Source organism: Cellvibrio fontiphilus, from assembly GCF_042646205.1.
GTDB classification, from domain to species: Bacteria; Pseudomonadota; Gammaproteobacteria; order Pseudomonadales; family Cellvibrionaceae; genus Cellvibrio; species Cellvibrio fontiphilus_A.
Genome location: NZ_JBHRTF010000004.1, coordinates 1,066,761 through 1,085,495, shown reverse-complemented (window position 1 = coordinate 1,085,495; position 18,735 = coordinate 1,066,761). Strand labels below are relative to the sequence as shown.

General features: G+C 49.6%; 16 protein-coding genes. 7 read left to right on the top strand and 9 right to left on the bottom strand.

Features of this window, described 5'->3' with window-relative positions; genetic code table 11:
• The first annotated feature begins 53 nt into the window (after positions 1-53).
• Both ACFODX_RS13235 and ACFODX_RS13230 read left to right on the top strand, forming a co-directional pair.
• Positions 54-770 carry a MotA/TolQ/ExbB proton channel family protein gene (locus ACFODX_RS13235; RefSeq protein WP_378119858.1) on the top strand — a complete coding sequence of 239 codons (717 nt, stop codon included), beginning with the start codon at positions 54-56 and terminating at the stop codon, positions 768-770.
• Between the two features lie 3 nt (positions 771-773).
• On the top strand, positions 774-1,187 hold the full coding sequence (locus tag ACFODX_RS13230) for an ExbD/TolR family protein (RefSeq protein WP_378119856.1): 414 nt from the start codon (positions 774-776) through the stop codon (positions 1,185-1,187).
• Between the two features lie 58 nt (positions 1,188-1,245).
• On the opposite strand, the gene ACFODX_RS13225 is transcribed toward ACFODX_RS13230, so the two are convergent.
• Entirely contained in the window at positions 1,246-1,437 is a 192-nt protein-coding gene (locus ACFODX_RS13225) for a hypothetical protein (protein ID WP_378119854.1), read from the bottom strand.
• A 108-nt stretch (positions 1,438-1,545) separates the two neighbouring features.
• On the opposite strand from ACFODX_RS13225, the gene ACFODX_RS13220 reads away from it, so the two are divergent.
• On the top strand, positions 1,546-2,952 hold the full coding sequence (locus tag ACFODX_RS13220) for an MATE family efflux transporter (protein WP_378119852.1): 1,407 nt from the start codon (positions 1,546-1,548) through the stop codon (positions 2,950-2,952).
• 8 nt (positions 2,953-2,960) lie between these two features.
• On the opposite strand, the gene ACFODX_RS13215 is transcribed toward ACFODX_RS13220, so the two are convergent.
• Positions 2,961-3,290: a type 1 pili tip component gene (locus ACFODX_RS13215; RefSeq protein WP_378119850.1), complete on the bottom strand. Its 330-nt coding sequence runs from the start codon at positions 3,288-3,290 to the stop codon at positions 2,961-2,963.
• 316 nt (positions 3,291-3,606) lie between these two features.
• On the opposite strand from ACFODX_RS13215, the gene ACFODX_RS13210 reads away from it, so the two are divergent.
• Positions 3,607-4,422 (top strand): polysaccharide deacetylase family protein, encoded by an 816-nt coding sequence (locus tag ACFODX_RS13210; RefSeq protein WP_378119848.1) that lies wholly within the window; start codon positions 3,607-3,609, stop codon positions 4,420-4,422.
• An 81-nt stretch (positions 4,423-4,503) separates the two neighbouring features.
• On the opposite strand, the gene ACFODX_RS13205 is transcribed toward ACFODX_RS13210, so the two are convergent.
• The 3 genes from ACFODX_RS13205 to ACFODX_RS13195 form a co-directional block, all read right to left on the bottom strand.
• On the bottom strand, positions 4,504-6,075 hold the full coding sequence (locus ACFODX_RS13205) for a hypothetical protein (protein WP_378119846.1): 1,572 nt from the start codon (positions 6,073-6,075) through the stop codon (positions 4,504-4,506).
• 59 nt (positions 6,076-6,134) lie between these two features.
• Positions 6,135-7,649, bottom strand: a complete 1,515-nt coding sequence (gene treA, locus ACFODX_RS13200) for an alpha,alpha-trehalase TreA (RefSeq protein WP_378119845.1) — start codon at positions 7,647-7,649, stop codon at positions 6,135-6,137.
• 172 nt (positions 7,650-7,821) lie between these two features.
• Positions 7,822-10,152, bottom strand: a complete 2,331-nt coding sequence (locus ACFODX_RS13195) for a TonB-dependent receptor (RefSeq protein WP_378119843.1) — start codon at positions 10,150-10,152, stop codon at positions 7,822-7,824.
• Between the two features lie 355 nt (positions 10,153-10,507).
• Here ACFODX_RS13195 and ACFODX_RS13190 point away from each other — a divergent pair, with 355 nt between their 5' ends.
• Complete coding sequence (locus ACFODX_RS13190) at positions 10,508-11,767, top strand: MFS transporter (protein ID WP_378119841.1); 1,260 nt, start codon at positions 10,508-10,510, stop codon at positions 11,765-11,767.
• A 113-nt stretch (positions 11,768-11,880) separates the two neighbouring features.
• Positions 11,881-12,894, top strand: coding sequence for a LacI family DNA-binding transcriptional regulator (locus tag ACFODX_RS13185; protein WP_378119839.1), 1,014 nt, complete (start codon positions 11,881-11,883; stop codon positions 12,892-12,894).
• Between the two features lie 43 nt (positions 12,895-12,937).
• Here ACFODX_RS13185 and rlmE read toward each other — a convergent pair whose 3' ends face one another.
• From rlmE to ACFODX_RS13165, 4 genes are all read right to left on the bottom strand, one after another.
• Positions 12,938-13,558: a 23S rRNA (uridine(2552)-2'-O)-methyltransferase RlmE gene (rlmE, locus tag ACFODX_RS13180; RefSeq protein ID WP_323815017.1), complete on the bottom strand. Its 621-nt coding sequence runs from the start codon at positions 13,556-13,558 to the stop codon at positions 12,938-12,940.
• An 80-nt stretch (positions 13,559-13,638) separates the two neighbouring features.
• A complete protein-coding gene (locus ACFODX_RS13175; protein ID WP_378119836.1) occupies positions 13,639-13,878 on the bottom strand; it encodes a toxin-antitoxin system HicB family antitoxin in 240 nt (79 codons plus the stop codon).
• Positions 13,875-14,300 carry a putative toxin-antitoxin system toxin component, PIN family gene (locus ACFODX_RS13170; protein WP_378119834.1) on the bottom strand — a complete coding sequence of 142 codons (426 nt, stop codon included), beginning with the start codon at positions 14,298-14,300 and terminating at the stop codon, positions 13,875-13,877. The genes ACFODX_RS13175 and ACFODX_RS13170 overlap by 4 nt, the downstream gene beginning before the upstream one ends.
• A gap of 97 nt (positions 14,301-14,397) precedes the next feature.
• Positions 14,398-16,899 (bottom strand): esterase-like activity of phytase family protein, encoded by a 2,502-nt coding sequence (locus ACFODX_RS13165; RefSeq protein WP_378119832.1) that lies wholly within the window; start codon positions 16,897-16,899, stop codon positions 14,398-14,400.
• A gap of 212 nt (positions 16,900-17,111) precedes the next feature.
• On the opposite strand from ACFODX_RS13165, the gene ACFODX_RS13160 reads away from it, so the two are divergent.
• Complete coding sequence (locus ACFODX_RS13160; protein WP_378119830.1) at positions 17,112-18,731, top strand: NAD(P)/FAD-dependent oxidoreductase; 1,620 nt, start codon at positions 17,112-17,114, stop codon at positions 18,729-18,731.
• The last annotated feature ends 4 nt before the right edge of the window (positions 18,732-18,735 follow it).

Below are 18,735 nucleotides of genomic sequence, written 5' to 3'. Positions count from 1 at the left end.
ACTTTTTGTTATCACAACTACTTTGACCATTTTACGGTTAGAACGAGGTTTTTATGGATTCACCCTACGGCATAGCTTCCATTTGGGAACAGGGCGACGCGTTAATCAAAGGCGTTGCCATTATGTTGCTTCTTATGTCCATCGCCAGTTGGTGGGTGATTGTGGTGCGCGCTTGGGGCCTCTGGCGGCTGCGTCGCCCGGCGCAGGGCCTGAACGATTTCTGGCACGCCCAAAGCTTTGCCGAGGGCTTGCGCACCTTGGGTGAGGATCGCTCCACACCCTTTCGCCATTTGGCGGAAGAAGGCCAGGCAGCGCTGGATCACCACAGCAACCACAAAGATGACCTGCATGGCCACCTGCCCCTGGCTGATTGGCTGACCGCCTGTTTGCGCGGCTCCATCGATGAAAGTGCCGAGCGCTTGCAGCGCGGTTTGGCGATTCTCGCCTCGGTCGGCTCCACCGCGCCCTTTGTGGGCCTGTTTGGTACTGTGTGGGGCATTTACCATGCGCTGGTGGGGATTGGTGTTTCCGGTCAGGCGAGTATCGATAAGGTCGCCGGCCCCGTGGGTGAAGCCTTGATCATGACTGCGTTTGGCTTGGCGGTAGCGATTCCGGCGGTGCTGGGTTACAACGCCCTCACGCGCGCCAACAAAGGGGTGCTGAATAAGTTGAACCGTTTTGCCCACCAGCTGCACGCCTACTTCATCACCGGTAGCCCAATGCAAAACAAAGGCAGCATCACCAAACTCAGCGCGCGAAAAGAGGGTTAAGCCATGGCATTTGGCGGCGGTCTCGACGACGACAGCGAAGTAATGAGTGAAATCAACATGACGCCACTGGTGGACGTTATGTTGGTATTGCTGATTATTTTCATTATCACTGTGCCAGTATTAACCCACTCGGTAAAAGTGGATTTACCCCGTGCCGACAACACCCCCAACGAGCTGAAACCGGAAACCATCAACCTGGCGGTCAATGCAGAAGGCAAGATTTTCTGGAACGAAACCCAGGTGAGCACAGAGGAACTGGAACTACGCTTGGCCGGGGAAGCCAGCAAACAGCCCCAGCCAGAGATCCATATTCGCGGCGACAAGGCTGCTGCCTATGAACATGTGATACAAACTATGGCCGCGGTACAGCGAGCGGGCATTTTGAAATTAGGATTTGTCACCGAACCCGGCAACTAGCCGGGTTTGTTTTTTTGAAGCACAGCCTAGTTTAAAAACAGCTCAGTTTTAAAACGGCTCAGTGCTTGATGGAGTGAGCCTGTCCCACTTCCCGCCAGGGCTTGCCATCGCAGGTTGCGTAATTCGAGCAGGTCGGCAGGCAACCACGGCAGGGCAAACGTGGTGGCAACTGCGTATTACTGGCATGCGATGAGGCAGACTGTGCAGATGCCTGCGATTCCTGTGCATGAGCTTGGTGTGTTAACGACATATTTTCTCCAGTGCTTGATTGCTAGTGATCCATTCAATACGCAAACCCGCCGGTTTTAGCTCTACAATCCCCTACTTTTCCCAAAAGATATTCCCCAAGAGCCCTTCAATGAACTCGCCCGATGTATCTGCGCAAACGCCATCCTCGCCTTTTGCTGCAGCAAGCCGCACTGATATTTTGCGTTTAGCCTTTCCCATTATCCTCGCCAATGCCGCCGTTCCACTGCTGGGCATAGTGGATACCGCCGTGATTGGCCACACCGGAAGCGCCGCCGACCTGGGTGCCATAGCCCTGGGTTCACTGATTTTCAGCTTTCTATTTTGGGGTTTTGGCTTTTTACGCATGGGCACCAGCGGCTTTACCGCACAGGCGGCAGGTGCAGGCGATTATCGCGAGGTACGCACCGCCTACGGGCGTGCATTGGTCTTGGGAGTAGCGATTGGATTGCTGTTGCTCCTGCTGCAATACCCGCTCAGCCTGCTCGCTTTTTGGTTACTGGATGGCAGCGCCGCCGTTGAACAAACAGCGCAGGTTTATATGCAAACCCGCATTTGGGGCGCACCGGCAACACTCGCCAGTTACGCCATTATGGGCACCCTCATAGGCCTTGGGCACACGCGACAATTGCTGGCATTGCAATTGTTGTTGAATGGTTTGAACCTGATTCTGGATGTGGTTTTTGTACTGGGTTTTGACTGGGGTGTGCGCGGCATTGCCCTAGGTACAGTGATATCTGAATGGACTTGTGCCCTTACCGGCGCCTGGTTGTTATGGCGGTTACTCCGCCGGCAACAAGCCACATCGGGTCAACCACAGGGTTCATCAACGTCGGAACCATTTTTTAGCTGGTCGCACATTTTCCAGCGCAGCGCCCTGCTCACCACACTGAAAATTAATAGCGACATTATGTGGCGCACGCTATTTATGCTCGCCGGCTTCGGCTGGTTTGCCAACCAGAGTGCAGTGTTTGGCGATAACACCCTCGCGGCCAATCACATACTGCTGCAATTTTTATCCTTCGCGGCGTTTTTTCTGGATGGTTTTGCCTTTGCACTGGAGTCACTGGTGGGCAAAGCCATAGGTGCGCGCAATCGCCAGTTATTTGATCGGGTGATAATTACCTCAACCCAAATTGCCGCCAGCTGTGCGCTGGGGTTGATGTTGTTATTGCTGGTGTTTGGCCCGCTGGCGATTAATGCGCTGACGCCCAACGAGGCAATACGCGCGCAAGCAATAGCTTACCTGCCCTATGCGGCAGCTTATGTGTTGCTGTCGTTTATGGCGTTTCAGTTGGATGGCATTTTTATCGGTGCCACCGGCAGCCGCGCCATGCGCAACGCAGCCCTGGCTTCGCTGCTGGTATTTCTTGCCAGCGCCTGGCCACTAGCCCTTTGGCTAGGCAACCAGGGGTTATGGCTGGCATTTATAATTTATGTACTAGCGCGGGCGGTGACGCTCGGTATTTATCTGCCCCAATTGCGCCGCAGCATCACCAACGGCGCACTGACTCATTAAACGCACACCTAAGTTTGGGTTTGGTGTTTGTGTAAGTGTTTTTCCAGCAATTTCATAAAACGTGGTTCAGGGCCAATATCCTCATAAATGGGATCGCCCATTTCATCGGTAGCGACCACTTTATTCCCCTGCACATAAGGGAAACTTTCTTCCACCATATTCAATGCCACTGATAACAGCTCGCGAATTAATTGCTCCTTGGTGCGCTTGGGGTACATTTCCGCTAGCGCATCAATACGCGCAGCATCTTGAATAGTGAGGTGCACCGTATAAGTATCTTTGGTCATGGTGCCTTGCGCTTGTTTTTCCCACTCGCCAACCAAATCTTTTAACGACATAAATCTACTCCTTACTACACAATTAACGGGAGAGTGCCTATAAATTGAGTGTAGTCCAGCTATTGGCCAAGCCACCCAAATAACACCTAAATTCCTTACAAATATTCACACAGTTTGCAATACAAAAGCCCAGCTATGGTCTGGCGAATTAATACGACAGGGACTATCGTTAGCAACAGAAAATGGTTAGCAGCAGAAAAATGAGCAATACCCAATAATAATCGCGCTTTGCCAAACACCGCCCATCAATACGCAAGTTTATTCATCAACACTCGCATTCAGTAAAATGAATCGATAAATATCAGAGACAATACACATGACAAAAAAAATAATTCCATTCTTAATCGGTCTGGGCCTGGTCGCCGGAAGCCATTCAAGTTTCGCTGCCGACAAAAATTTCCAATGGCCCAATGACACCAAAGCAGCGATTAACCTCGCCTATGACGATGCCGTGCCATCCCAATTAGATAACGCTATACCTGCATTGGATAAATACGGCTTGAAAGGCAGCTTTTATTTAACCCTGAGCGCAGACACAGTGGCCACGCGCATGGCGGAATGGCGTAAAGCCGCAGTGAATGGCCATGAATTGGCAAACCACACACTGTTTCACCAATGCTCACGCAAAGGTGCCGGGCGCGAATGGGTTCACCCTGAAAATGATTTGGACAAAGTCAGCGCTACCCAATTAGCCGCACAAATTCGTGTAGGCAACACAATGTTGCATGCGATTGACGGTAAAACCGAGCGCACCTTCACCACTCCCTGCGGCGATCTCAATGCCGGCGGCACCCCGTATTTGCCTTTAGTAAAAAGCGAATTTGTCGCCGCCAAAGCAGCGTTTGGTACAGTAGTACCCGATATGAAAACCCTGGACCCTTACGCGGTTGTAGTAGCCACTCCGGCAAATGTCAGCGGGCAAGAATTGATCGCGCTGGTTAAAGAAGCTGCCGCTAAAGGCACCATGATGAATTTTACTTTTCATGGTATTGGCGGCGACCATTTGAGCATTTCCAATGAAGCCCACGAGGAATTATTAAAATATCTCGCTGACAATAAAGACACTTACTGGACAGATACTTTCATCAACATCATGAAGTATGTAAAAGAAGAGCAGAAAAAACTGAACTAAATAATACAGCGGCAAACACCCTCGCAATGCCTTTGGGTGTTTGCCGTTGGCTCTGGTTATTTCCACATCAAAGGATCAAGCTTAGAAATTCAAACTTAGAAATAATTTTTCTTTGCTGGCAATTAATAATTCATCCACACCCCGGTGCTGGTTATTCAGGTTAAGTTTTTCCAGTAGTTCCGCATATTCCTGCAACCGTCTATCACCATATTCATAAGCCTCGCGCTCAATCAATTTGAAATTTTCAAACTGCTGGCGCTCAGTTTCTTTGTTGGCTTGCTGCTCCACCCAGAGGTTGTTCACTCTATCACCCGTCATGGAAAGCATTCGGCTGGTCTCTGCGGTTTCATGCACGCTGACATAGGTGTAATTTGCGCCCAGCATATCCAGCGAATTATTAGGAATAGCCTCAAATTTGCTGTAACTGAGGTCATAGCGGGTATCTTGTTTGATCAGCAAGTTTTCGCCTGTTTGCTCCTGACGGGTTTGCTGCTCCAAGGTTAAGGTCATGGCGGCAACTTGGGAATAGAAACCCGGGTTGTGATACACCGGCGAGCGGAAATTAGCGGTGAAATCCGGCATACCGGAATCAAATGCAGCAATGGCTTTTTGCGCCGCATCAACAGCTGCTGGCTCGGTTTCAACTACATATTCAGTTTCAACCACAGGCTGCAAAAAACCACCGAATATTGAATTGAATGCATCCATCATAAAACGCTTGGATACATTGGGCGCTTTGCTCTCATCGCCGGCCTGCGCTATCAAATCCAAATATTGCTGCAACACATTATGTTCAAGGTTGGGAGTACCCGCCAAACTTTGCAATTGGGTGGTAATATCCAAACTGTAACCCTTCACATCCTTCGCGCGCAGGGTCTGGGTTTGCGCCACCTCATCCACACTAAATTCATAGCTGTGTTCCACATAAGTATCTGTAGCAGGGTCAAACCGCTGCAAGGTGAAATTAAATCCAGCAATAAACTCAGTATTTATCTCTTTTAAACCGCGTAGTTCAGTGGTGTCAGCACGAAAAAATTCATCGCCCATAGCACCCAATTTTTCCATCATCGCCGCCAATGCTTTTTGCTCAGCTTCCGACAGCTCGCCATTTACTCCAAACGAAAATGTCATCACTGAAGTGCCATCGCGATTGGCATTGCGGCCAAATTGAATACTGATGTTATCGCCCTCGCGAGTGCGCACAGTGAGAAAGACAGATTCAATTCGACGACCCTTGGCGACAGTAAAATCCGGAGTAAATTTCTCCACCTCAACCTTGGGTGGCACACGAAATTCGCGCGCCTCATTGCGGTATTCACTGGTCTCGCGGCTCAAAGCGGCGACCTGACTAAACAAACTGCTAACAACAACCGGCGCCTTGCCGTTTTTAATCTGCGAAAGCGAGCTAATCAACGCTTGATTGGTCGCTTGGGCAGCAGGCCCAGCTTGGGTATTTTCACGCAGATAAGTGGCTACCACCTGGGGTTCGTTATAAACCAATGGGGGTTCAATTACCGGATTGATGGTGACAATCGCAGCAGGCGAGCCTACCGTTTCAGGTGAGACAGGCGCCGGGATTGGAGCCAATGATGCCGTAGTAACGAGGCTGTTACGGGATATAGCATCCGTCAGATTCAGGACAGAAATTTCCATGGGATAGCATCTCCATTAATTCCCTATACTTATCGGCAGATATCCCAAAAACTTTTGCCTTATTCCGCCAACAATGCCAATAACACGCCATTGGTCCAGCCAAATCCATCTTGTAGTTCGTATTCACCACCACCGCCTAAGAGGCTGGTGTCATACACGTTATATTTTTCAACCAGCTTGCCAGTTCTTTGGTAAACGGTGCGATTTAACGCAACCCAGCGTTTTTTAATCTCCTCCGCACTGGTGTTGTGGTGGTAGTGACGCAAACCCTGAATAGCTACCCATTGCAAAGGTGCCCACCCGTTAGGCGCGTCCCACTGTTGGCCTGTGTGTGCCAGTGTGGTGGTAAGGCCGCCAGCCTGCATAAAATTCTGCACTATTTTGTGCGCTACTTTATCGGCTACGGTTTGTTCCACCATTTGAAAATACAAAGGAAATACGGCAGCGAGCGAAAGCACCGGGGCTTGCTGTTGCTGAGCAATATTGTAGTCGTGAAAAAACGCGGTTTTTTCATTCCAGAAATAATTCATCAGCGCTTGCTGGCGCAGCAGCGCAAGCCGTGAATATTTTTCGGCCTCCGCGCTATTGCCGGTTGTTTTATAAATATGTGCGAGGGTTTTTTCCAAATTAAACAGTAGTGCATTTAAATCCACCGGCAGAATGTCGGTGGTGCAAATGGTTTTCATATCATCGGCATTCGTAAACCAACGGCTGCTGAAATCCCAACCGGACTCTGCAGCAGCGCGCACATGGCGATACATGTTGGCTTTATTCGCGCCCGCCTCAGCAGCCAACTCATAATCTTCTTTAAAAGATTCGGGACGCGGTGCGGCAATATCGTCCCAATAGCGATTGAGAATACTGCCATCAGCCATGCGCACTACACGCCGGTGACTGGGCGAATCCGCCGTTAATTGTGGTGCGCCGCTCATCCAAAATTCGTATTCTTTAACCAGCGCAGGCAAATAGGTTTCATACACCGCATTACCTTTATGCTGTGCCAACAAATCCACCATTAAGGCAAAAAAAGGTGGCTGCGAACGGCCTTCGTAATAACTGCGATTGCCATTGGGAATAAACCCACGGGTATTAATTAAATAGGCAAAATTATTCACCATGCCTTCAATTAAATCCCAGCGGCCGGATGCCTGCAGCCCCAGCATGGTGAAGTAACTGTCCCAGTAATACACTTCGCGAAACCGGCCACCGGGAACCACATAGGGGTTAGGTAGCGGAATTAAACTGCTAACAGCCGCGTGATCAGTCGTGGCATCAGGCTTGCGCGTCAGCACATCCCACAACTGGTTAATATGTTGCTCAACTGTTTGATTCGGATCGGTTTTGAAATCGGCTGCAACAGCTTGGGGCAACTCAAAATTGGCATGAACAAATGCCTCCAGATCAAAATCCGGCTTTAGCTTTTCGACCTGATACAGCGCTGCAATCTGCGCCATCGGCTGTTTGGGAATGCTATCGACAAAGGTTTTAGAATCGGGAAACACATCGGATAGCTGAATTTCTTTAAACATAATGGCTTCGTTGTCATCGACTGAAGTTAAACGCGAGGAAGACATTGCAATTATCTCCCGAGTAGAGTCTGGTGCTAATGGTGGCTTAGTGTTGTCGCTGCAAGCGACCAGAAAAATTGCCAATAACGACATTATGGTTGCTTTCATCACCATCCTCCAGGAGCCCTAAAAAGGGAGCCGGCTGCAAGCAGCGCGGCTCCAAAGGCTATAACGCGGATTAGAAGTTGTAACCCAGGCTCAGCTTCACATTGCGCGGCAGAATGTAGCGGCCATTGGCCGATGCGCCTGTCGCACGAGGGTCACTTTCGGTCAGCGCCAACTCATCGGTTGCATTGTCTACCGCCAATTGGATGTTCACATTGTCGATATTCATTTGCACACCCAAATCCAATTTGGTGTAGCTGTCCAAGGTGTTGGTGTTGGCGTTATCACCATAGCGATCGCTGATCACGCTGTAAGTGGCGTAGAGCGATGTCTCCACATTATTGCCCAGGGTGATGTTGTAGCTTGGGGTCAGGCGCATCATGTGGGTTGGCTGACGCAATACTTGATTACCTGCCAAGGGGCCGTTGTCGATCTCGGGCTCTTGCACTGTGGCATTCAAATCCAGTGTGAAATCGCCCAAGTACAATTTACCGTCTAACTCCACACCAACCGCCTTGGTTTCCAAGCGTGAACAGGTGACACCACCGACATCACAGAAAGGCTGGCCTTTGGTTTTGTTAGAAAAACCGGTGGCGTAGAGCGAGTAGTTATCGCGCGATAATTTGTAGCCCAACTCCAACTGACTCACATCAATAATCAAATCCGAGCCGTTGTTGAAATCGCCACGAAAATCGCGGTAAGCATCAAAATCCGGGTATTTAAAACCGTCATTGATGCGCACAAACACGCCCATGTCGTCGCGGAAATTCCAGTTGGCGGCGGCGGTGTAAGCGGTGTTGCTTTCATCGGCATCGACAAAAAAATCATCGCGACCATCGAGCGCGCTATCGTCTACTGCATAGTTAGTTTTGCGATTGGCAAGGCGCACACCGGCGTCGAGCGTAACGTCGCCAATATAGGTTTCACCGGCGATATAAAACGCATTTTCGCGCGCATCACCGCGTGCATCCACATCGTATTTCCAACCACAGCTGGCGACATCTGCCCCCTGACAAGGGTTGTTGATGCTGGCAGCACTCACCTCTTCGCCGTTATGTGCCAGTTGATACCATTTTTGATTGCCAATTGACCATTGCTCTTCAACATCCCACGCCGAGCTGTAATAACCGAGGGTAAGTTTGAAGTCGTCCCAACGTTTACCCAAACTTAAATCGTTGTTGAATGCATTGATGTCTTTTCGCACCACCCAAGGGCCAAATTGCTGCACCAATTGGTTGGCGGCGAGCGGCGCGCCGCTGACGGTTTCACCCGCAACACCACCATTCAAACTACCCAAGGTCACTGCGGCACCCTGAGGCACAAAGCCAACGGTATCCGCATCACCCTTGGTCAAACTGAAGCGGTCGATAAAGGTCCAATCGTTGGCGAGGTTCAACTCCAGCGAGCCACCGGTCACGCTGCCATCCCAACCGCGGCCTTCGCCCATATCGACAGATTCCCAATTAAGCGCTGAACCGCCATTACCATCGGCGCCGGACATGGGCACGAGCACATGGCGATTGCGCTGGCCAACCTGGGTGTAGCCTGCATCCAACCCGGTTTCAACACCGTTAACATCCAGCGCCACTGGCAAATACCAGGTGCCGTGGTCGTCGGTGCTGCGATGGAACAGATTGGCTTTGCCGTTATCCAGAATTTTGGTGAGGTTGATGGTGAACTGATTGCCCTGTTCGGCGTTAAAACCGGCATCGCGCACACCGGGCGATGAACTGACATAACCGCCGATCATGTAATAAAAATCTTCTGCCAATTTGCCGCTCACCATGCCGTCGATGCGCTGCAAATCGTAATCCGAGGTGCTGTAGCGCACCGCGCCTTCAGTCTCCTCGCCACCCTCTTTCAAAATAAAGTTGGTGGTCAAACCAACCTGTCCGTTGGAGTACACAGGGTTGGGGCCGCCGCGCAAACCCTCCAAGCGCTCAATGGTTTCATCGACGCGGAACAGTGTGGAGTTCTCCATAAACGACAAGGTTGGAGCTGGGAAAATCGCCAAGCCGTTGATCGCTACGGTCACAAAATCCGCATCGCCACCGCTGGGCAGGCCGCGCACAAAAATATTGGCGCCGGACACACCGCCCGAACTCTCCACCCAAACACCGGGAATGGTTTTCAGCAAATCAGCTGTGCTGGCCGGTGATACCTGTTTGATTTCCGCATCATCCACCGTAGAAATGGCAAAGCTGGCATCAAAGCGTTTCACGCTGGCACCACCCGGAGTTCCGGTAACGATCAGCTCTTCAACCGATTCCGTACTGCCTGCATCCTGTGCCAGCACAGGCACCTGTACCAAACCCAGCGCTGCCGCGCCTAATGCGAGGCTCAAGTAGGATTTACGCTGGCAGTTAATCTGATTAATAGCGCGTGTAAGTAGATTGATTTTCATGGGTTCTCCCCTGTCGTGGGCTAGTTATTGTTGGACTACTTTGGTGTTGAACTTTTAGTGTTGAACTTTTGGTGTCGAACTACCTTCGTGTTGAATTGCCACCGCCCTGTACCGACTGATCAACATAGTCGTTACAGAAACCTCTCCCTGCCTGCATGACAACTCCTTGCCCGACCAATACTAGATCCGCAAAAAATAAATTGCAATCGTTTGCAATTTATTTTGCAAACGATTGCCTTATAAAATGCAAACGTTTGCAAAATAAATTAGGCGGCAGTAGACTTTTCTACTATCAAGCCAACTACACTCAATACACACAACCGCACATCAAGAACACCAGAGCGAGAGCAGCCCTATGACAATCACCCATCGGCACCTGATGATCCTGGTGCTCATGAGCAACTACTTCCTGTTTGGTTTGCTGCTCAACAGCGTCGGCATCGTCATCTTGCAATCCATCAATAGCTTTGGGATCAACAAAGAAAGCGCTGCACTCCTGGAAGGCTTTAAGGATTTACCCATTGCGATTGTGTCGTTTTTTGTCGCCTCGCTACTGCCCCGCATGGGCTATCGCAACGCCATGATGCTGGCGGTATCACTGATGTTATTGGCCTCCCTTGCCATGCCAGTTATTGCCAGCTTTTGGGCAACCAAACTCTTCTTTCTGTGTGTGGGTGCCGCTTTTGCGCTGATTAAAGTGTCGGTTTACGCCAGCGTTGGGCTGCTCACCAACAACAAGCAACAGCACGCCAGTTTGCTCAATAGCATTGAAGGAGTGTTCATGTGCGGGGTGTTGTCGGGCTATTGGATTTTCAGCGCGTTTATTGATGACCAAAATCCAGGCAGCAGCGCTTGGCTCAATGTGTATTGGCTGCTCGCGGGGCTGTGCGCGGTTAATTTGATCTTGATGATTAGGGTCAAGCCTGAAGGCCAAATGCCCAGCGACTCGGGAGCGGAATTGAGTGACCACTCAGTAGCGACGGGCACCAGTGCGCAGCAAGATTTTGTCGCCATGCTCAGGCTGGTATTGCAGCCCTTGGTGTACAGCTTTATGGGTGCGATGTTTTTGTACGTGCTCATCGAACAGGGCATAGGCACCTGGTTACCCACGTTTAACAATCAGGTACTTAAGTTACCTGCCAGCATCGCCGTGCAAATTACCAGCTTATTTGCCTTGAGTTTGGCACTGGGGCGTTTAGGCGCTGGTTGGCTACTGCGTTTTATTCCCTGGCATCTGTTCCTCGCTGGCTGCATTTTGGCTATGGCCAGCCTGATTTTGCTCACGCTTCCGCTCGCCCACAATGTAGAAACCAATGTCGATAGCCACTGGTTTAACCTGCCTTTAGCCGCCTACCTGTTTCCGCTGATTGGCCTGTTTATGGCGCCTATTTACCCCTTACTGAATTCACTGGTGCTCAGCTCCCTACCCCGCAGCCAGCAGTCCTCTATGGCGGGTTTGATTATTATTTTCTCGGCGCTAGGAGGTACAACTGGCTCAATCATTACCGGCACAGTGTTTAATCAATTTGATGGCCAAACGGCGTTTTATTTGGCGCTTATCCCTATGACCTGCATTTTTCTACTGATTTTCCATTTGAAACGCATCAGCAATTAGGTTGAGCCGGCTCCGGGTTGTATACAGACACTTGGCTGTATAAAGATTCTTGGTTGTGCAAAACAAATGACTTACATACCATGCACCCAACAGAATCAGGGTGTTGTTATCTCATGAGCAAAATACCATTGTCGCCAGTCTCCATTGCCGACATCGCGCGCCGCGCCGGTGTGGCGGAATCCACCGTATCGCGCGCACTGAATAACAATCCGGTTATCAATGAACAAACACGCGAAAAAATTCAGGCACTCGCGCGTGAGATGAATTACAAACTCAATACCGGTGCACGTAATTTGCGCCTGCAACGCAGTCACGCCATTTCAGTGATTATTAACGCGGAAACTCACGATGGTCAGAAATTTTCTGACCCGTTTATGATGGATATGATCGGCGCGATTGCCGATGAATTACACCAACATAACTACAGCTTATTATTTTCCAGCCCCGCGATTACCAGCAACGATTGGCACTCGCACCTGCTTGGCTCAAAACGCTCCGATGGCATTATTGTGATAGGCACCGGGCGCGACGACGCCCCGCTACAAAAGTTACATGCCATGGGTGATGCCTTGGTTGTGTGGGGTGCGGCAAAACCGGACACACAATATTGCGTGGTGGGCAGTAATAATTATCAGGGCGGCCAAATTGCTGCGCAGCATTTATTGCAGCGCGGCTGTAAGCGCTTGGTATTTTTGGGGGATATTGCCCACCCGGAAATTAATCAGCGTTTCCAGGGTTATTTTGATGTGCTAAAAGCAGCCGGATTAGCAACTCAGGAGCGCCATGTACAAGCAGCGTTTTCTATTGAATCCGGGTTTAATCACGTCACGGAATTGTTGCAAGGTGATTTGGATTTTGATGGTATTTTTGCCGCCAGTGACAATATCGCCATGGGCGCAATTAATGCGTTGCAACAACAGGGTTATAAAGTGCCGGAAGATGTCTCGGTCGTTGGCTTTGACGATATTCCCATCGCCCCATTTTTCAACCCGCCGCTAACCACCATTCGCCAAAACATTCACGCCGGTGGAAAATTATTAGTAGAGAAAATTCTGCAGCAAATTAACGGCGACGAACCGGTCAGATCACAAATGCTGCCAACCGAATTGGTGGTGCGCAGTTCTTGATATGAAAACAGTGGGCTGGCAAAACACACACAGCCCCACTGAGCTACCCCTTAAACCCCTTACCCACCACATAGACTTCACGCGAACGCGGGCGCGAGGCGTCGGGTTTACGAATCACGACTTTCTCAAATGACGTGCGCACATCTTTCACGTAATCATCGTAACCTTCGCCGTGAAAAACTTTTGCGACAAAATCGCCCTTGGGTTTTAACACGCTGCGCGCCATATCCAGCGCCAGCTCAACCAAATACATGGAAGACGCCTGATCCACCGCATCCACACCGCTGATATTAGGCGCCATGTCAGAGATCACCACATCCGCACGGTTGCCGCCAAGCTTTTCCATAATCTGGTTAAACACCGCTTCTTCGGTGAAATCACCCTGAATAAAATCCACGTGCTCCAGCGAATCCATCGGCAAAATATCGGACGCAATCACCCTGCCCTTCACACCCACTAAACGCCCGGCAATTTGCGACCAGCTACCCGGCGCTGAACCCAAATCCACCACCATCATGCCGGGGCGAATCAATTTATCTTTTTCATTTAATTCGATAAGTTTGTAAGCCGCGCGCGCGCGATAGCCATCCACCTGGGCTTTTTTCACATAGGGATCGTTGACGTGTTCTTCCAGCCAACGGTTACTGCTTTTGGATCTAGCCATATTAAAACCAGGGTTTCACTTTTATGGAGCGTTTAAAACATTCTCTACCGTATCGCGCATGCAGATATACATCACATCCGTTAGGGCAACTTATCTTCATTTACTGTTTCAACATCTGGCACTTTTGCCATTGCCGTTAAAAAAGCCTGCTCGCTACCATTGACCGCACGCTTTTTTAAATATTCTTCAGTGAGATAGGCCGCCATTTTTTCGGCAATCGCCGATGCCGCAAACTGATTAATCGATATGCCATCTTTTTTGGCGAGCAATTTAATTTGCTCGTGAACAGAATCAGGCAAACGCAAACTCAGCGTACTCATATCAACCTCTGCTCGTGTAAAAATTCTTGGGGAGTAACCACTTTAATACCAAACTGTTTTTCAACATCGGCAAAGTCACGCAGATTAAACGTCACCAGATATTGGCTCTGCGACGCTACTGCAGCTTCCAATACCAAATCATCTTTTGGATCCTTGAGAAACGGGCGCCATAGAAAGAAAATTTCGTGGATGCTGGCGCGGCTCAGCACATAGTTCAATACCGCGTCGATCTCATCCGTCGATAGATGTGGCAACAATTCAGGCTGTTTTAATACCGACTCATACTCCACACACAGGGGTACGGATAAACAGGGGTTATAACTAGCGGATGGCAGCGCCATCAGCAACTTAAAGGACGCCCCCAAGCGGGACTTGAGGGCAGCAACCAATACATTGGTATCTATCACAATTGATGGGATCATATTTGGTATTATAGGTAATACCAAAATTTATGCAATCAGATTTCCGGCCAACAAAAAAGGGAGCCGAAGCTCCCTTGAAGTCACGCAGAGGTGTTAATTAAAACAAGCGACCCAGATTCATCAGTTGGGTTTCGCCGCTGTGATCATTCACGCCGTCGTTATCGGTCACTATATAAACCTCACCGTTCAGGGTGACCGCAACACCTTCTACTTTTTCGATTAAAGTCCCTTTGGTGGAAGCGAGGGCCGGTTTGATATCTTTAATCAGGGTTTTGGTGATCAGATCACCATCGCTAACCGTTTGTAAATTAATTTTGTACAAACGTTTAATGGCCGCATCCAAACCGCCGCGGTTATCGCGCTCCAGCACCATAAACTCGCCATTGCCGATGGACGTAATTTCCGACAAACCCACCCAACCACCCGCGTATTGCGAGCTGTAAGCATCCAAGGGGTAGTACACAAACTTCCAGCTTTGTGCAGCCAAATCATAAATACCAATGCGTGGATTAGTCTCACCCGCCCACGCGCGTTGGAAGGCGACGTAGAGGCTATTGTTATACTCAGCAATACCTTCGTAACCATTGTTGATTTGCAAATTATTCACTGCAGCGGGCAAATGAATGACCGATTCAATCACACCACGGGCATCGGTTTTGAAAATCAAATTCATAGATGCCGCACTAGCCGCTGCGCCTGAACCTTCCGAGGCGATCCAGAAACCACCGTCAGCTGCTTTTGCCAAACCTTCGGGATCTATATTCACGGATTTGTCAGCGTTAATCATCGCGGCTAGTTCAGCGTTAGTCACACTCGGTAAATGTGCATTCACACCCGAATTAGCAAACACGTTATTGGTGTCCATGATTTTTATTTCATCGACAATCAGCGCTGGCTTGGTACTGATATCCACCACAAAAATTCTATTCTGACCGAAGAAGCTATCTTCAATGGAATAGAGAATATCGGGGTTATTCATGTCATTGGTCAACGCCGATAAAGCACTCCAGGGAATTGGGTTGCCGTCCGGGCGATTTACGGATTGCACGGTTGGATAAGCTGCCGGTTGTTGGTTGTAACTGTAAATATTCAAACCCGCGCGAATGGCTGCACTGCGTGTGTCATTCTCAGAGGCGACAACATATAAATTGCGCGCGGGAATTGCCAAACCACCTTCAGGTGCGGCACTGGCAGGCAATACTTGTTTGAATACCGGTTTAGTGGGGTCAGCCACATCGTAAACAAAAATCACACTGGAGCGCTCGGAGTTAACAAACAAATAACGGTTGCCACCGAACACACCCATTTCAATATTTTCTGGCTCATTACCTTTGGCATCTGAGCGACGATCTTGATAATGACCAAAGCGAATTGCCATATCATCCAGTGCTGAACCGGAATCCCAAATAACCTCACCCTGTTTATTAAACACGGTGAAACCACGGCTGCCGCCATTTAAATCACCTTCGTTTGCAGTGGCAAAATAATCCTTATTAATCCAGGTTACGCCATCGGGTTCACGCAGCTGTGCTGTTTTTACTTCGACGGGTTTAATTAACGCAGGGCGATTATCAGTGAGGTCTACATTTACCAGATCTACAGCGCCTGCCGTAAAGTGATTTGTAACACTAGCCGTCGCCAAATCAACTAACGCAATATGGTTATTTTCTTGCAAGGTTACTACAGCAATATTATCGGTGTTGATATCGACAAATTCTGGCTCAGGGTCAGCGGCGTACAAACTGGCAATACCGGTTAAATTCACATCGCGCATAGTCCAGTCAACGGGGCTGGCTGCACTCAGGTCAACCACAATTAATTTGCCGGCTGGCAACTGTGGTGGCAAGCCATTATTCAGGTCTTCATCGCGTTGGTTTTCAATCACAATGGCGGCATATTTGCCATCCGGGCTGATGGCTACCGAATCTGGCTGACCACCAATACTGCGGCGATGAACAATCGTTTGAGTTGCAATATCGACAACAACAAAATCGCCAGAGGCATTAATAAAATCAGCAGAAGTATCTACCGCAATTAACGCATAACCGCCTTTCACTGCAATCGATGTGGGCTCACCACCCATAGCCAACACACCTCTTGCCAAAGGTGCACTGAGCTGGCTGATATCAGTAAAACCAATTTGCTCTTTGAGCGCGTCGGTATAAATCAAGGTCATGCCGTCAGTGCTCGCAGCAACAATTTCTGCAGCGGTTTCATCACTGGTATTGCAAGTCGCGCTGATTTGTAAACACACGGGAAAGGTGGCTACACGATTAAAATTCATTGCACTATTCACCAGCGTTTTTTCACACTGATAGCTAGTTTGATTCACTTCTGTAGGTTGCAAAGTGTTATCGCTGTTGACATCAATACCGGTTTCAATTTTTATGCCGCCCGCAAAACACTGACTATCACCAGCAACTAACCGGGTTTGTGCAATCAGGCTGGTTTTACCATCTGCGCCATTTGCACCATTACTGCCATTGCTACCGTTGCTGCCATTAGTACCGTTTTTACCATCGTCACCACCACAGCCAACCATTAGCATGGGTAAGCTGGCAATAACTGCCAGCGAGAGTACTTTCTTTGCAAATTGCATGGACTGATCCTTTAAGGTCGAATGAGAAGACAATCAGCCCGCAAGAATGGTTGTGGCTTATGACTAATTAATGGCAAGTTCATGAAGCTTTGGTGACAAAAAATGCAGCTCAATCGGTGTGCTCATCTGGCAGCCCTGCACCAAGCCGCGTAAAATGCCTCATTTCCCAGTCTTTCATCCTTTTGCCGGAAAGTTACCGGCCAGGAGCCATCATGATCCGTATTACCGAACTGCAACTGCCGCTCGATCACCCCGCAGAAGCACTGCGCGCTGCCATCGTCAAACGCCTGAAAATCAAAGATACCGATTTGCTGGATTTCACCGTATTTAAACGCAGCTACGATGCGCGCAAAAAAAACAGCGAAATCACCTTTGTTTATATCATCGACCTGCAAGCAAATAATGAGGAAAAAATTCTCAGCCGTTTTGCCGATGATAAAAATATTCGCCCCGCACCAGACACCAACTATTATCCCGTTGCACAAGCGCCCGCGGATTTAACCGAACGCCCACTAGTGATAGGTTTTGGCCCCTGCGGTTTATTTGCCGCACTGACTCTTGCGCAAATGGGTTTTAAACCGATTGTGTTAGAACGCGGTAAGGATGTACGCAAACGCACCAAAGACACCTGGGCACTCTGGCGCAATAAAGTATTAACGCCCGAATCCAACGTGCAATTTGGTGAAGGTGGTGCGGGTTTATTTTCTGATGGCAAACTCTACAGCCAAATTAAAGACCCGAAATTTTATGGCCGCAAAGTCATGCACGAATTTGTGCGTGCCGGTGCGCCAGAAGAGATTATGTATGTAAGCAAACCGCACATAGGTACCTTTCGCTTGACCGGCGTGGTATCCACCATGCGCGAAGAAATTAAAGCACTGGGTGGTGAAGTGCGGTTTGAAAGTAAAGTGACCGACTTTATTATTGAAAATGGCCGCATTGAAGGTGTGGTATTGGCGAGTGGCGAAACACTGCGCAGCCGTTATGTAGTGCTTGCACTTGGTCATAGCTCGCGCGATACCTTCCGCAAAATTCACGAGCGCGGTGTATTTATTGAAGCCAAACCCTTCGCAGTGGGCTTCCGTATTGAACACCCACAATCTTTAATTGATAACGCTCGCCTCGGTAAGTATGCCGGTCACCCCGAATTAGGCGCAGCGGATTATAAATTGGTGTACCACGCAAACAATGGCCGCGCGGTGTACAGTTTTTGTATGTGCCCCGGCGGCACCGTAGTCGCCGCCACCTCCGAACCTAACCGCGTTGTCACCAACGGCATGAGCCAGTATTCACGCAACGAGCGCAATGCTAACGCGGGCATTGTGGTGGGAATTGAACCAGAAAAAGATTTCCCCGGCGGCCCGCTCGCGGGGGTCGAACTGCAGGAAAAATTGGAATCGCGCGCATTTGAATTGGGTGGACATGATTACTGCGCACCGGGGCAATTGGTGGGCGATTTTATTCGCGGCAAGCCATCAAGCGAATTTGGTGAAGTAGAACCCTCTTACAAACCCGGTGTAAAACTGGGCGATTTAGCACCGTCCCTGCCCGATTATGTGATTGAGGCGATTCGCGAAGCGCTGCCAGAATTCGGTAAACAAATTCGCGGTTTTGATCGCGATGATGCCGTCTTAACCGGCATTGAAACCCGCACCTCATCCCCGGTGCGCATTACGCGCAATCACGAATCGCTACAAAGTTTAAATACGCGCGGTTTGTATCCTGCCGGTGAAGGCGCTGGTTATGCGGGGGGAATTTTATCGGCGGGAGTGGATGGTATTAAAGTCGCTGAAGCTGTCGCAAAAGCCATGCTCGCTGATCTGCAAGGTTAATCGC